Source organism: Butyrivibrio sp. INlla21 (genome assembly GCF_900116875.1).
Classification (GTDB): domain Bacteria; phylum Bacillota; class Clostridia; order Lachnospirales; family Lachnospiraceae; genus Butyrivibrio.
In genome coordinates, this window is record NZ_FPCC01000003.1 from 26463 (window position 1) to 40741 (window position 14279).

At 43.3% G+C, this 14279-nt stretch carries 14 protein-coding genes; all 14 read right to left on the bottom strand.

Annotated elements, in window-relative coordinates; all coding sequences use genetic code 11:
• Positions 1 to 3 precede the first annotated feature (3 nt).
• Genes BM377_RS01700 through fliY form a run of 14 tightly spaced genes read right to left on the bottom strand, consistent with a single transcriptional unit; the run spans position 4 to position 14278 of the window.
• On the bottom strand, positions 4 to 636 hold the full coding sequence (locus tag BM377_RS01700; protein WP_092242766.1) for a chemotaxis protein CheC: 633 nt from the start codon (positions 634 to 636) through the stop codon (positions 4 to 6).
• Between the two features lie 14 nt (positions 637 to 650).
• Complete coding sequence (locus BM377_RS01705; protein ID WP_092242767.1) at positions 651 to 1148, bottom strand: chemotaxis protein CheW; 498 nt, start codon at positions 1146 to 1148, stop codon at positions 651 to 653.
• A 33-nt stretch (positions 1149 to 1181) separates the two neighbouring features.
• Positions 1182 to 3293: a chemotaxis protein CheA gene (locus BM377_RS01710; RefSeq protein WP_092242769.1), complete on the bottom strand. Its 2112-nt coding sequence runs from the start codon at positions 3291 to 3293 to the stop codon at positions 1182 to 1184.
• Positions 3294 to 3332: 39 nt separating this feature from the next.
• The gene (gene cheB / locus BM377_RS01715; RefSeq protein ID WP_177223766.1) at positions 3333 to 4403 is read right to left on the bottom strand and encodes a chemotaxis-specific protein-glutamate methyltransferase CheB; all 1071 of its coding nucleotides are present in this window, start codon (positions 4401 to 4403) and stop codon (positions 3333 to 3335) included.
• A gap of 2 nt (positions 4404 to 4405) precedes the next feature.
• The gene (locus tag BM377_RS01720) at positions 4406 to 5131 is read right to left on the bottom strand and encodes a flagellar brake protein (RefSeq protein ID WP_092242771.1); all 726 of its coding nucleotides are present in this window, start codon (positions 5129 to 5131) and stop codon (positions 4406 to 4408) included.
• A gap of 48 nt (positions 5132 to 5179) precedes the next feature.
• Positions 5180 to 6103 (bottom strand): MinD/ParA family protein, encoded by a 924-nt coding sequence (locus BM377_RS01725; RefSeq protein ID WP_092242772.1) that lies wholly within the window; start codon positions 6101 to 6103, stop codon positions 5180 to 5182.
• Positions 6104 to 6130: 27 nt separating this feature from the next.
• A complete protein-coding gene (flhF, locus tag BM377_RS01730) occupies positions 6131 to 7381 on the bottom strand; it encodes a flagellar biosynthesis GTPase FlhF (protein ID WP_092242773.1) in 1251 nt (416 codons plus the stop codon).
• A 1-nt stretch (position 7382) separates the two neighbouring features.
• Positions 7383 to 9440 carry a flagellar biosynthesis protein FlhA gene (gene flhA, locus BM377_RS01735; protein ID WP_092242775.1) on the bottom strand — a complete coding sequence of 686 codons (2058 nt, stop codon included), beginning with the start codon at positions 9438 to 9440 and terminating at the stop codon, positions 7383 to 7385.
• Positions 9441 to 9489: 49 nt separating this feature from the next.
• A complete protein-coding gene (gene flhB / locus BM377_RS01740; protein WP_242948064.1) occupies positions 9490 to 10614 on the bottom strand; it encodes a flagellar biosynthesis protein FlhB in 1125 nt (374 codons plus the stop codon).
• 7 nt (positions 10615 to 10621) lie between these two features.
• Positions 10622 to 11407 carry a flagellar biosynthetic protein FliR gene (locus BM377_RS01745; protein ID WP_092242777.1) on the bottom strand — a complete coding sequence of 262 codons (786 nt, stop codon included), beginning with the start codon at positions 11405 to 11407 and terminating at the stop codon, positions 10622 to 10624.
• A 16-nt stretch (positions 11408 to 11423) separates the two neighbouring features.
• Entirely contained in the window at positions 11424 to 11696 is a 273-nt protein-coding gene (gene fliQ / locus BM377_RS01750; protein ID WP_092242779.1) for a flagellar biosynthesis protein FliQ, read from the bottom strand.
• Between the two features lie 30 nt (positions 11697 to 11726).
• Positions 11727 to 12671, bottom strand: coding sequence for a flagellar type III secretion system pore protein FliP (gene fliP, locus BM377_RS01755; RefSeq protein ID WP_092242781.1), 945 nt, complete (start codon positions 12669 to 12671; stop codon positions 11727 to 11729).
• Position 12672: 1 nt separating this feature from the next.
• Positions 12673 to 13011, bottom strand: coding sequence for a flagellar biosynthetic protein FliO (locus BM377_RS01760; protein ID WP_092242784.1), 339 nt, complete (start codon positions 13009 to 13011; stop codon positions 12673 to 12675).
• 31 nt (positions 13012 to 13042) lie between these two features.
• Positions 13043 to 14278, bottom strand: coding sequence for a flagellar motor switch phosphatase FliY (gene fliY / locus BM377_RS01765; protein ID WP_092242785.1), 1236 nt, complete (start codon positions 14276 to 14278; stop codon positions 13043 to 13045).
• Position 14279 lies beyond the last annotated feature (1 nt).

Sequence of the window (14279 nt, forward strand, 5' to 3'; positions counted from 1 at the left end):
TCGTTAATTTGAGATCTCTCCCATTCCCAGTGAAGAGAGAATTTTACTGTAACCGTCAATATCAGGTAATAGTATAAAGTAACCACTTAACTTAAGCTCGTCAAAAAACTGGGTCTCGATAAGAAGGATCTTATCCCCCATCATGCCGAACTGGATAGCCGGAACGCTTAAGATCGCAGCGGCCATATCAATTGCAACATAAGGAATTGAAGGAATAAGCTTAAGGTTAGTCATCATTGACAAGGAATTAAGGTATGAACCTGTGATGATATTGCCGACCTCTTTAAGAGCGGACATCTCAACCTCGTCAAACTCCTCATCTTCCGATTTCGGACCGGTTCCCATAAGTTTATCTACAAGATGTCTCGCAGCCTGCTTGCCAAGTAGGAACATAATGCTTCCGTCGATATCACCGTTAAGCGCAAGATAAATACCTGCCATGATCTTCTCGGCACCGCCCATAAGATCACCGACATCCTTAAAATCAAGGAGTCTTACCTGGGGCACACACATATCGACCTTGGTTCCAATCATCTGCGCAAGTGCTGTTGTGGCATTACCTGCACCAATATTACCCAGTTCCTTAAGTACGTCAAAATACTGGCTGGATAAATTGTCCAGATTCATCTCTCCCATATTACTTCCTCCGATCAACTTGCATTAGATGTTTTTTCTTTAACTTCCTTCTCGGATACAACGGCATCGAGATCGAGAATTGATACAAGTCCGCCGTCATAATGTCCTACTCCGCTGACAAATGTGGCATTTGCTTTGCCTTTCTTGTCATCGTAGCGAACCTTCTCAATATTCTTGGAATCAAGTGTAAGAACCTGATTAACCTGATCAACTATGATTCCAACAAGGTCTCCGGCCTCGGTCTTAAGGATAATGATACGGCTCTTGTCCGTTATAACATCCTCTTCAAGTCCCATCTTCATACGAATACTCATAACGGGAACTATCTCGCCTCGGATATTGATAACGCCCTTAAGGAACGCATCAACCTTGGGAACACGTGTGATCTGTTGCATTCTTACAATATTGTCTATGAATTTGATGTTGATTCCGTAATACTCATCATCAATCTTAATAACTATATACTGAATAAGTTCTCCAACATCGGTAGTAGTCTCTCTAAGTTCATTCATATCGATTCATCCTTTCCTCGTATTAAACTACGATCAGAAAATTGAATTAGTATCAAGAATAAGAGCTATCTCACCATCACCAAGGATAGTAGCACCGCTTATAAGCTTGCACTTATTGGTGTACTTGCCAAGAGGCTTGATAACAATCTCTTGCTGTCCCATAAGTTCGTCAATTACAAGTCCGACCTGCTGGTCACCCTTTCTTGCAATAACAACAACCATATCATCCTCGGGAGCCTTGGTGGATTCTGTGTCAAGAACCTCATTAAGTCTGACGATAGGTGTAACGCTTCCTCTTAAGTTAATAACCTCTCTGTTCTCAACAAGCTTAAGGTCTGCGGGAGAAACATCCTCAATACTCTGAATTGAATCAAGAGGAATTGCATATTTCTCTTCTCCGATGATAACCATGAGAGCCTGGATAATAGCAAGCGTAAGAGGTAATCTGATAACCCATGTTGAACCTTCGCCAAGCTTGGTCTTAACGGATACTTCACCGGAAAGTGACTCAACCTTGGACTTAACAACGTCAAGTCCGACGCCTCTTCCTGAGATCTCGGATACCTGCTTAGCAGTTGAGAATCCGGGATGGAAAAGAAGTTCAACGCACTGTTTATCAGTTAAAAGAGCTGCCTGCTCAGCAGAAACAACGCCCTTTTCAATAGCTTTGTTCTTAACGGCCTCAGCATCAATACCGTTACCGTCATCGCCTACCTCGATAACAACGCTGTTACCGTCCTGGAAAGCGTGTAAGAAGATCTGTCCTACTTCAGGCTTACCTCTCTCGGCACGAAGTTCAGCAGACTCAATACCGTGATCGGCACTGTTTCTGATAAGGTGCATCAAAGGATCACCGATCTCATCAACCACGGTTCTGTCCATCTCTGTATCTTCACCGGTCATGGTAAGTTCCATCTTCTTACCCAGAGTCTTGTTAAGATCTCTGATCATACGAGGGAATTTCTGGAGAACGCTCTCGATAGGAACCATTCGAACTTTCATGACTGATTCATGAAGGTTAGTCGTTACGCTCTCAAGATATTCAATCTGTTCATTAACGTTTCCGTTGCTGACACCAGAAGAATTGGCTGCGGAAATAAGTGAGTTCTTGGCAATGATAAGCTCACTTACAAGGTTCATAAGTACATCGAGTTTTTCGATATCTACACGAACCGTTCTGTTAACCACAGGCTTACCGACAGGCTTCTTTGCGCCACCGGCTGCAGCTGCGGGTGCAGGTGTATTAACCGCTGCGGGTGCGGGTGTTCCGGCTGTGGGAGCTGCCGCAGTTGAAGCTTCGGAAGAAGCTTCTTCTTTATCATCGGATCCCTTAGCACCGTTTAGATCAAATTCACCGACATCACAGCCTTCAACCTCGGAAACTGATTTAACTATTTCTTCAATCTTTTCTTTTGACTCATCAGAAATAAGAATGAGACTGAAAGAAAAATCGAATTTCTCATCTTCAATATCCTGTGTATTGGGCTCTGATACGACGATCTCGCCGACATCTTCAAGGCCCTTAAATACAAGGAAGCCTCTTGCAGCCTTCAAAATACAGGATTCCATAATATGTACGGTAATGCCGTAGATTTTTTTGCCCTGATTCTTAGCTTCTTCAAGAGTTGATCTTGCAGAAGAATCAAGACGTATTGCTCTGTAATCCGATGCGGGATCGGATCCGGGAGCGGAACTTTCAGCAGGCTCTTCGGCAGGTGCCGAATCTGAAGCTGCCGGAGCGGCATCACCCGATGCTCCGAGAGTACCGTTTCTGATATCTCCGAGAGCTTTTATGATATTCTGGTGTTCCTCCGTACCTTCGTCCTGATTCTCGGTAATGTTGTCAACATAACCCTGAATCGCGTCAAGACACTGAAGCAAGATATCGATCATTTCAGATTTGATCTTAATCTTACCGGCACGAACGTCAGAGAATACATCTTCCATGTCATGTGTAAGATTCTGCATTCTGGTATAACCCATAGTACCGGCCATACCCTTCATGGAGTGAGCGGATCTGAAAATCTCATTGATACAATCCTCATTCTCAGGATCCTGCTCGAGAGTCATAATGTTATCATTGAGGGACTGAAGGTGCTCCTTTGCTTCGTCAAGAAAGACACTTAGATACTGGGAAACATCCATAACCTATTTACCTCCGTAAGAAAATAAGAAACTAAAAACCTAGTTCACGCCGACATTCATTATTATTTCCTGAGCCACATCGTCAAGCTTTACAACCTGATCGACAAGCCCGGCTACTGCTACTGCTTTGGGCATTCCGTAAACGGTACAGGTACTTTCTTCCTGTCCGATCACGTGAACTTTTTTCTTAGATTTTAGATTCTTGATTCCTTCCGTGCCGTCAGCTCCCATTCCTGTAAGAACAACACAGCATATTTCGTCATAATCCGAATCCATAAGAGATTCATACATAAAGTTAGCGCAAGGCCTTACGCCTTCTCTTGTGGGTCCGTCCACATAGTGAACAACGCTCTTTGAACCGTTCTTAACTATGTGCATATGCTTTCCGCCTCTTGAGATATAGACGGTTCCGACTTCCAAAACGTCTCCTTCGGCAGCCTCTTTAACTCTTACTTCCGAAAGAGAATCGAGTCTCTCGGCAAGTGAAGCCGTGAATCCTTCCGGCATGTGCTGAACCAGAACAATAGGTGTTTTTATATTTTTTGGAAGCTTGGGTATAACGCTCTGAAGTGCACGAGGTCCACCGGTAGAGCTGGCGATGGCAACGATTCTGTTACCTGTGATCTTTCCGGCGGATTTAGTAACCAGTTCAACTACCTTGCGTGATTCCTTGACCTCTTCGAAAGAAAAAGCCTTGTTTGTAACAGGCATTTTACTGTCTGCCACAGCCGCAAGCGTATCGATGAAATGTTTACTGAATTCATCGCCCTTACACTCAGATGCTCTGTCAGGTTTGTGTACAAAGTCCAAGGCTCCGAGATCAAGACAGTCGAGAGTGACCTTCGCACCTTCTTTGGTATCGGTGCTGGCCATCATAATCTTAGCCTTGATTCCCAGCTTGTTGAGCTCTTTGAGCATCGTGATTCCGTCCATCCTAGGCATGTTAATATCAAGTACTACGGCATCATACGAATTCTTCTTAAGGAGCTCCAGACCTTCGACTCCGTCACGGGCCTTGTCAGCCACCTGGAATCTTGAATCTGAATTAATGATATCACTTAGAACCGTTCTCATGAGTGCAGAGTCATCAATTAACAAAATTTTTTTCATAATTATGTTTGCTTCTTTCTGATTTTTCGTTCTTCTTCAAAGATAAAATGGATAATATCTTCTCTGGAAGTCTCATCAATATACACATATTGGATACGATGTTCAAAAAGTCCCGGTCTGCTTTCAAGCTCTTGAACCTTCAGGATACTGCAAATCATCTCATATTCTTTATCATTTACGTTTCCGGGTAAACGATATGAGCAATATATGGTACTGCCTTCTTCATATCTGAAATTGGATACGAACCTAAGTCCGCCGCCGCTTATATCAACAACTACGCTTCTCTGAAGCTGATTCTTGTTGTTATCGACAAGATATTTTCTGTTGTTTTCAAATGCCTCCAGCTCCTCTTTGGAGCAGATTCTTGATTTTAATTCAAGAGCGCAACTGAATCTGTAATATTCCCTCCTTTGAAGTTTCTGAAGCTGGCTTGTAAGATCAAGCACCAGAATATACATGTTGTCGCTTCTGTATCTGTCTACAATCCTCGAATAGCACTGAAAAAGTCCTCTCGGGCTGTAAAAACAAAGACTGTATTCACCGTCAACGGGAAGCAGGACGAGTTTCCCTTTTTCATAAGGCATCAGTACCTCTATCCTGTCATCCGACGTAACATCCATTATTTTACTCATGTAGATATGCCTTGTCCGCATATCCTCGTCCATCCAGATCTTTCCGGTGGCTTTTAATTCAACCCTGTTTCCGGGTGAAATGTAATCCGTGAGCATAAATATCAGTAATCTCCATTCTGAATCTGATTATAAGTAAAGTAATAATTAGTTGATCACCTTGGCTTCAGCCGCTTTGGGCTGAGTCGCCGAAAGCTTTCTTCCCGTAATGATATGTGAAAAGAAAGCAGCCATGCCCCTTTGCTTAACCTGCTCGGCATCGCCGGGATTCATAAGCTGACCGGCTATGTTTTCAAATGCCTTTACCGATTTGGCATTGGGATATTGAAGCGATACCGGCGACTGCTGCATAACACTCTTTGCAAGATATTGATCTTGCGGAATAGCACCCATGTAATTAAGCGGCAATTTAAGATATCTGGCAACAACGGCGTTAAGCTTATTAAAGAGCTGTTGCCCTTCGTCATCGGAAGACACCCTGTTTGATACGACCTTGACCTGTGTGTTCTCTCTCGAGAATCTGGGTGACTGATTAAGTGCTTTCAAAAGAGAATACGAATCAGTGATCGATGTCGGCTCCGGTGTGGTCACAAGAATGATCTCACCGCTTGCAACAAGGAATTCCATAACAGCATCCGAAATGCCGGCACCAGTATCTATTATTATTATATCAGCTATAGCGTCGAGCTCTGCCAGATTGACAATAATATATACAAGATAATCCCTGCTTAAGTTATACATTCCCGAAATTCCCGAACCGCCGGATATAAAGCCGACACCCTCGGGTCCCCAGGTGATGATATCTTTAATATTCTTACCCTGATAAATAAGATCACAGAGATTATGCTTGGGAACCGTGCCAAACATGATCTCAATATTTGCAAGTCCAAAGTCCGCGTCCAGAATGATGACTCTTTTACCCATCTTGCGAAACTGTATCGCAAGATTGATGGAAACGTTGGATTTACCAACGCCTCCCTTACCGCTTGTTACAGTGATGATCCTGGCAAGAGGTCTTTGGGGCTTATTTGAATTTTTAATAATATTTCTAAGTTGCTGCGCCTGATCCATAATGCTTTCCCCGAACTATGATGTAGATTAACTCTTTCCTCCCAGAAGATTCTTGACGATTCTTTGCGCATCGAATACGGCGATATCATCAGGAACGTTCTGACCGTTGGTTATATAGGCAACGGGTGCGCCGGTATGCATCCTGATATTGTAAAGATTACCCTTGGCACCTGTTTCATCCATCTTGGTAAAAATAAGCTTATAAGCAACCATCTGTGAATAAGCATCCGCAATCTCAATAAGGTCGCGATATTTTGTAGTCGCCGAAAGAACAAGGAAATTCTCGCACTCCATGACATCCTCAAGACATCTGATGAAGTTCTCGACATCTTTCTTAAGCTCTTCATTCTTAAGAGAATGTCCTGCGGTATCGACCATGATATAGTCATAGTCCTTGAAATCCTCAGCTGCCTGCTTCATTTCGTCAACGGAATATATGACTCTGAAAGGTATCTCAAGAATTGATGCATAAGTACGAAGCTGCTCGGCTGCGGCAATTCTGTATGTATCAACAGTTAAAAGAGCTACCTTCTTCTTTTTGGTTACAGAAAGCTCGGAAGCAAGCTTGGCGATCGTAGTTGTCTTACCGACACCCGTAGGTCCAATAAATATCTCAGCTCTCGGACCTTCTTTTTCCGTGTCGATAGGCTCTGACTTACCAAACTTAAGAACCATCTTCTGATATACGTTTGCAAGCGCAAAATCAAAAGGAAGTCCCGGCTTACTAACCTTCTCAACCTCATCCGTGAGCTGATTTACATAGATCTCATCTACCTCATTCTCTATAAGAGTATTATATAACAATTTGATAAAAGAGAGGGTCTCTTCGGATATATCGTTACCGGCTGCATTAATCTGAGACTTCTGCTTGGTATCCTTTTCTTTTACCTCTTTCTTATCTTCCGAAGGTTCATCTTTTTCGTTTTTAAGAATATTTTTTTCAAGAAGAGAGCTTAAGTTATCAAGCTTCTCCTCGATCGCACTGTTGTCTTCCTTGACTTCGCGCACCTTGGTTGCGGTAGCGGTCGCAGCTACAACCGTATCTCTCTGAGCGCTGTCATGTGACGAACTCTTTTGCGGAGAATATGTCCTCATAGGTCTCTCCGTCTCCTCCTCGAGTGCAACAGTCACTTCGATCTTTTGAGTCTGGAAAAGAGACAAGATACCTTTCTTTTTAAGGGGTCTTACATTCATCACAACGATGTTTGGTCCGAGCTCCTTTTTTGCCTCCTCAACAGCCTCACTTTCAGTTTTTCCAACATACTTTTTGATAATCATATTATGCCGTTACCATCCCCACAGATTGTAATTCAATGTTAGCTTCTACTTCGTTATAAGAAATCACCACAAGATCCTTGTAGTAATCTTCCGTCATTTTCTTAAAATACATTCGCACGATAGGCGATGCCATGATAATGGCCTGTTTTCCGGCATCCTCAAGCTTCTTGACCTGCTCTCCCACAGATGCAAGTATCGATTTGGTGCGAGCGGGATCCAAAGTCAGATAAGCACCTGTCTCGGTCTGTTTTACGCTGTTCATGATCTCTTGCTCTATCTTGGGATCCAGTGTCACAACACTTGTAGTTTCTCCAGGCATAAAGAACTTGTTTGATATCGCCCTCTTAAGACTCTGACGAACATATTCCGTAAGGATATCTGGATCATGTGTTGAGGGTGCGAAATCAGCAAGCGTCTCAAAAATAGTAACAAGATCTCTGATAGATATGCCTTCTTTCAGTAGATTTTGAAGTACCTTCTCAATCTCACCAAGGCTCATAAGCTTAGGAACAAGCTCTTCAACAAGAGCAGCATTGCTCTCTTTGAGATTATCGATAAGATTCTGAACATCCTGCCTGGTCATAAGCTCGGAAATATGTTCTCTGATAATCTCAGTTAAGTGCGTAGCGATAATAGACGGCGGATCGACTACAGTATAGCCAAGACTCTCCGCTCTTTCTCTCTGGCCCTCTGTTATCCAAATCGCAGGAAGATGGAAAGAAGGCTCAAATGTAGGAATACCGGTGATCTCATCTTCAACGTGACCCGGATTCATAGCCATGTAATGGTCGAAAAGAATCTCTCCGTCACTCACCTGTATACCTTTAATTTTAATGATATATTGATTAGGATTCAACTGAATATTATCACGAAGTCGAATAATCGGAACCACAGTACCTAGTTCAAGCGCTACCTGACGCCTGATCATAACAACTCGGTCAAGAAGGTCTCCGCCCTGATTGACATCGGCAAGAGGAATGATACCGTAACCAAACTCAAGCTCGATAGGATCAACCTGCAACAGGCTCGTGACATTCTCGGGTTGTCTGATCTCCTCAGCCTGCTGTTCTTCAGGTGTCGCAACTTCTCCTTCCGTAGCGACTTCTTCAATTGTCTGGCTTGCAACTCTTCCCATAAAGATAAATCCGGCACCGAAAGTAACATAAAGAAGTGTCGGAAGAGGTGACAAAATACCAAGTCCCGCAACTACGCCGCCTACAAGGTACAAAGTCTTAGGCATTCCAAACAGCTGCCCGATAAGTACATGACCAAAGTCAGCCTCTTTAGAGCCCTTGGTTACCAGAATACCTGTAGACATAGAAATCATGAGTGAAGGAATAGAACTTACAAGACCGTCACCCATGGTAAGAATCGAATAAGTATTTATAGCGGTGTTGACATCCATTCCCATACGGACAACACCCATGGCGATACCGCCGAGAAGGTTGACCGCGGTGATGATAAGACCGGCGGTAGCATCTCCCTTAACGTACTTGGTAGCACCGTCCATAGCTCCGAAGAAGCTTGCCTCGTCCTGGATCTTCTGTCTTCTTTGTTTAGCTTCTTCATCCGATATCGCGCCGGTATTTAGGTCGGCGTCGATAGCCATCTGTTTACCGGGCATAGCATCCAATGTGAAACGAGCAGATACTTCAGCTACACGCTCGGAACCTTTGTTGATGACCATAAGCTGAACGATAATAAGGATTATGTAGATGATCGCACCTACAATAAGGTCGCCTCCACCAACGAAGGAACCGAATACTTCAATAACCTGTCCCGCGCTTCCCTGCGTAAGAATAAGTCTTGTAGACGATACGTTAAGTGCGATCCTGAATATGGTCGTGAAAAGAAGTATCGTAGGGAAGAATGACATATCGAGTACGTCCTGAGCGAACATAGCCGTAAACATGATCACAAAGGAAATCGACATATCAAACGCAAGCAAAATATCCAAAAACCAATCGGGAAGAGGAATGATAAGCATTACTACAGCCGCAACGATATAAAGCGCAAGGCCGTAATCATAAACACGATTCATTATTTTCTTTGTATCCATGCCATTTCCTCCTTTCCCTGTCAGTATTAAAAACTAAACAAAAACAATATCAGATCTTGCCCTTCAAGTGATATACATAAGCAAGAACCTCGGCAACCGCCTTATACAGCTCCGGCGGAACCATCTCTCCGACTTCCACATTTGCATATAGCATACGCGCAAGCGGCTTATTTTCAACAATCTCAACGTCATTGTCCTTAGCAAGCTCTTTTATCTTCTGAGCAACATAATCCGCACCCTTTGCGACAACAATAGGAGCATCGGCTTCTTCCGCATCGTATTTGATCGCAACGGCGTAATGCGTCGGGTTCGTGATGACAACATCGGCCTGCGGAATCGACTGCATCATACGCCTTCTGGATGCTTCCATCATCCTTCTCTTCTGCGCAGACTTAACCTCGGGACTTCCTTCCGAATTCTTGAACTCGTCCTTTACTTCCTGTTTGGTCATCATCATGTCTTTCCTGAACTTACGCTTCTGATAGATCAGATCCGCAAAAGCTATGACCATATATGCGACAGCAATCCTCGTGCCCAGGTCAAATATAAGATTACCCATCAGTCCGATCGCGCTCTTTAAAGGAATGTCATACAAAAGAAACAGCGATTCCGTCCTTGCTTTAAAAAACGTATAAATGACAATAGCCATAAGCGCAAGCTTAAGTAATGACTTTGCCAGCTCGAAAAGCTTTCTTGCGGAAAAGATCTTCTTAAGTCCCGAAACGGGATTAAGCTTGGAAAGCTTAGGCTGTAACGGTTTTGAAGTCGGCTTATATCCAACCTGAACGTAATCGCAGATAAATGCGACCAAAAATCCTACGCCAAAGAACGGCGCACAAAGAATAAGCAGCTGCAACATTGCATTCTTAACGATTGCACTAAGTGTCGCAACCGGAAGGTATCCGTCATATGTCCTTGCAACATTGGGAATATCGTTGTATACCCTTTCGAACATCTTGTGGAAATTGGCACCCATTGTCGCATAAAAGAGCCTTAAAATAATAAAAAGTGCAAGCAAACTAAAGGCAGTCGCAACTTCCTGGCTCTTTGCAACCTGACCTTCTTTTCTTGCATCATCAAGCTTTTTGGCAGTAGGCTCCTCGGTCTTTTCGGCACCGTTGGCGTCCTCTGCAAAAAACTGCAGATCATATGCAATTAACAGCGGTTCGTACAACAAATTATCATCCGCTTTGCATACTGTAAACAAAGTTATGCATCAGCTCCTTCATGTTTATAAAAATGAAATTGGAAGCATCGCCAAGCATCGAAACCGTTATGAACATAACCATAAGTCCGATGACAATCTTGATCTGAATACCTACAGAGAACATGTTCATCTGAGGTGAAACCTTAGCAAGAACTCCCAAGATTACATTGGTTATAAACGTAATAATAAATATTGGGAGAGCTATTCTAAATCCGATAACAATGTAGTCCCTAAGGAACAATACAACCGAATCAAGCATTCTGTCAGCGTGAATAACCGCACCGTTTATCGGGATCAGTGTAAAAGTATCAACAAGTGCGCTTAAGATAAACCTGTACATCCCGGATAACAAAAGAGCTACCGTAAGCACCTGTGAATACAAGGAGCCCGTTATGGTCACCTGCTGATTGGTCGCGGGATCAAAAAGATTGACCATTGAAAGACCTATCTGCATATCAACAATCTGACCGGCGAAATTAACTATCATCTCGCATAACTGAACGGCGTAACCGACAAGGAAGCCTGTAATAACCTCTTTTAACACAATAACCGTGTATCCGATGATCGTGTTGTAATTAGGCGGATAAAAAGGCACCGCTCCGTAAACAAGCACGGAAAGCATGATCCCGAAACCAACCTTTACAAGATTCGGTGTCTGCCTTCCTCCAAAAAACGGACAAACAAATATAAAACTTGTAATCCTTGCAAGTATCAAAAGAAATACTTCAAGGTCGCCGTAGCTAAAAGAATAATCGATCATCTGTTTATCCCACTATCTAGCGAACATACTGCGAAAAATCGGACCAAAGCTGCGTAATATATCCCGAAAGCTCTGTGAGCATCCAGTTACCAATAAGCATGATCATTACAAACACGCCGATTACCTTAGGCACAAAGGTAAGTGTCTGCTCCTGAATAGAAGTAACGGTCTGGAATATAGAAATTACAAGACCGATTATCATCGAAGTCAAAAGTACCGGAAGAGACATCTTGATAACAAGAAAAAGCGCTCCGTTAACGATTGTATTGATATCGGACATTGTGATCATATATATCTCCTCCTTTCCAAACTAAAGTAACTAATAAAACGACTTAACAAGGTTACCGATAATAAGGCTCCAACCGTCCGCAAGAACAAAAAGAAGGATCTTAAACGGCATCGAGATCGTGGTAGGCGGTAGCATCATCATACCCATACTCATAAGCACCGAAGCCACGACCATATCGATAACAATAAATGGTACATATATCAGGAAGCCTATAATAAAGGCTGTTCTGAGCTCACTTACAATAAAACTCGGAATAAGAACGACGTTCGGAATGCTCTCAAGCTCTCCGTCCCACTCTATATGGTCAATTTCCATAAAGAGCCTAACGTCCTTAGTCTGCGTCTGTCCGTACATAAACTGTCTAAACGGTCCCATTGCTGTATCGATAAACTCTTTTTGATCCATCTGTCCGTTCTCAAAAGGTATGACAGCATCATTATAAACTTCGGTAAGAGTCGGTTGCATGATGAAAAGAGTCATGAAAAGAGCTATACCTATCATCACGATATTGGGCGGTGATGTCTGGGTACCTATGGCGGTTCTCGTAAAATGAAGCGCAATGACGATTCTTGTAAAAGAAGTCATCATTACAAGAAGTGTCGGCGCAAGCGAAATCAGCGTCAGAGTAATAAGTATCCTCAAGGCGCCGTTCAGAGAGCCGTTTCCGTTGTCGTAAGTTACCGTAACGGTATTGGCAATATTAAGTTTCTTAAGATCGTCGGGATCTTCCGAACTTCCAGGGTCCGTAATATTGGTCCTCTCATCTTGCGAACCCGTAAGATTAGAGTCTCTGTCTCTGGTTGGATCTGTGGGTGTTGTGCTGTCCACAACATTTTCCGTTGCATGAGCGGTGGAAGGAATCGCAAATCCAAGAAAACAAGACAAAAGCGCTGTCAGAGTGACACAAAGAAGGCACTTCTTAATTTGTGCCAAAATATATTTATTCTTTTTAATGTCTCCCCACTTCATTTTCATATTACTTCTTAATCTCGCCTTTTATTTTTTCAAGAATTTCTTTAAAACTCATATTGTTTTCCGGTTCCTCTTTTATCAAAAGAGAATCCTTGGAAACCTCGCACAAAGCGGTAATCTCGTCTTTACCGACTCCGATGGCCATATATTTGTCGCCTATTCTGACGATCTGAACATATTTGGTCGCAGATATTCTTGAAGTCTCTATTACTTCAATATTGCAGCCAATACTCTTGGTCTTCTGATACCCTGCCATCCACTTAGTGACATAATAGGTAAGTGCCAAGATTCCGACAAATATAATGAGTATCACTATAAATTGTAAGTATGAATCACCGGACATACCGCTTTCTCCGAATTGTATATTAACTAAATTACTGAACTATCTCTGTAACCCTGACACCAAAGCTTTCTTCGATAACTACTACCTCGCCTTTGGCAACAAACTTACCGTTTACAAGAACATCCACGGGTTCACCGGCCACTTTATCAAGCTCAATGATGGTACCCGGAGCAAAATCAAGGATATCGGAAATTGGCTTTGCCGTTCTTCCGAGTTCAACCGTAACTTCGAGAGGTACATCCTTGATGATACCGATATTCTCGCCGCCCGCCATGATGGTTGTACCGCCTGCAAACGTCTGGAACTGAGCAGGCTGTATATTCATATTCATCATCTGAGGTGCCATCTGCATCTGCGGCATTGCCATCTGCATCTGAGGCATTCCCATCTGAGGCATAGGCTGAGCGCCCATAGCCGAAGCATCTGGAGCAGGCATAGGTGTAGGCGCCGGAGCGGGTGCAGGTGCCGGTGCAGGTGCGGGAGCTGCTTCAGCTTCAGCGTTCTGCTCACCGGAAGTCTTATTCTCTGCAGTGATAACGGTGTCTTTTAACTCTTTTGCAAATTCCACGGGATATAACTGCATAAGAGTGGAATCAACGAGTTCACCGACTTGCATCTTAAAGGAAATTTTTACAAAAGTACCTGTAAGAAAATCAGCGATATCCGAAGGATCGTCATTGATCATATCAAGTACTGTCGCAGACGGAGGGCTGATATCAACCTTTGAATTGATCATGGTTGAAAGTGATGTGGCAGCAGCACCCATCATCTGGTTCATTGCTTCAGAGATAGCTGAAAGCTGCAATTCTCCGATCTCACCTTCAATATTGGTACCGTCTCCTCCCATCATCAGGTCTGTGATGACCATAACATCACGCTCTTTAAGAATGAGGATGTTGGTTCCGTCAAGTCCCTGTGTATATTTGATCTGAATGAATACACAAGGCCTCTCATAATTGTTTATTACATTCTCCCAATTGGCCAGTTCAACCTGAGGGGTTGTAATATTAACCTTCTGATTTACGAGAGAGTAAAGTGTTGTTGCAGACGAACCCATGCTTATGTTGGCAACTTCACCAATCGCATCCTTCTCTGAATCGGTAAGAAGCGATTCGTCTATATCTCCACCTCCTACCGTAGCTGCAGGAGCTGCAGGTTCAGGTGCTGCGCCATCGGCGGCATCTGTAGCGGGAGCATCCCCACCGGCTGATGTATCCATACCGGACAATAAAGCATTTATTTCATCTTGAGATAACATTCCATCCATG

What these genes read in the sequence shown, in the direction of transcription:
- BM377_RS01710 (WP_092242769.1), bottom strand. Translation starts at nt 3,293, where the DNA reads ATGGATGTTTCCCAGTATCTAAGTGTCTTTCTTGACGAAGCAAAGGAG.
- BM377_RS01705 (WP_092242767.1), bottom strand. Translation starts at nt 1,148, where the DNA reads ATGAATGAACTTAGAGAGACTACTACCGATGTTGGAGAACTTATTCAG.
- BM377_RS01725 (WP_092242772.1), bottom strand. Translation starts at nt 6,103, where the DNA reads ATGGATCAGGCGCAGCAACTTAGAAATATTATTAAAAATTCAAATAAG.
- BM377_RS01745 (WP_092242777.1), bottom strand. Translation starts at nt 11,407, where the DNA reads ATGATCGATTATTCTTTTAGCTACGGCGACCTTGAAGTATTTCTTTTG.
- flhF (WP_092242773.1), bottom strand. Translation starts at nt 7,381, where the DNA reads ATGATTATCAAAAAGTATGTTGGAAAAACTGAAAGTGAGGCTGTTGAG.
- BM377_RS01700 (WP_092242766.1), bottom strand. Translation starts at nt 636, where the DNA reads ATGGGAGAGATGAATCTGGACAATTTATCCAGCCAGTATTTTGACGTA.
- BM377_RS01720 (WP_092242771.1), bottom strand. Translation starts at nt 5,131, where the DNA reads ATGCTCACGGATTACATTTCACCCGGAAACAGGGTTGAATTAAAAGCC.
- fliP (WP_092242781.1), bottom strand. Translation starts at nt 12,671, where the DNA reads ATGAAAATGAAGTGGGGAGACATTAAAAAGAATAAATATATTTTGGCA.
- BM377_RS01760 (WP_092242784.1), bottom strand. Translation starts at nt 13,011, where the DNA reads ATGTCCGGTGATTCATACTTACAATTTATAGTGATACTCATTATATTT.
- flhA (WP_092242775.1), bottom strand. Translation starts at nt 9,440, where the DNA reads ATGGATACAAAGAAAATAATGAATCGTGTTTATGATTACGGCCTTGCG.
- fliY (WP_092242785.1), bottom strand. Translation starts at nt 14,278, where the DNA reads ATGGATGGAATGTTATCTCAAGATGAAATAAATGCTTTATTGTCCGGT.
- fliQ (WP_092242779.1), bottom strand. Translation starts at nt 11,696, where the DNA reads ATGATCACAATGTCCGATATCAATACAATCGTTAACGGAGCGCTTTTT.
- cheB (WP_177223766.1), bottom strand. Translation starts at nt 4,403, where the DNA reads ATGAAAAAAATTTTGTTAATTGATGACTCTGCACTCATGAGAACGGTT.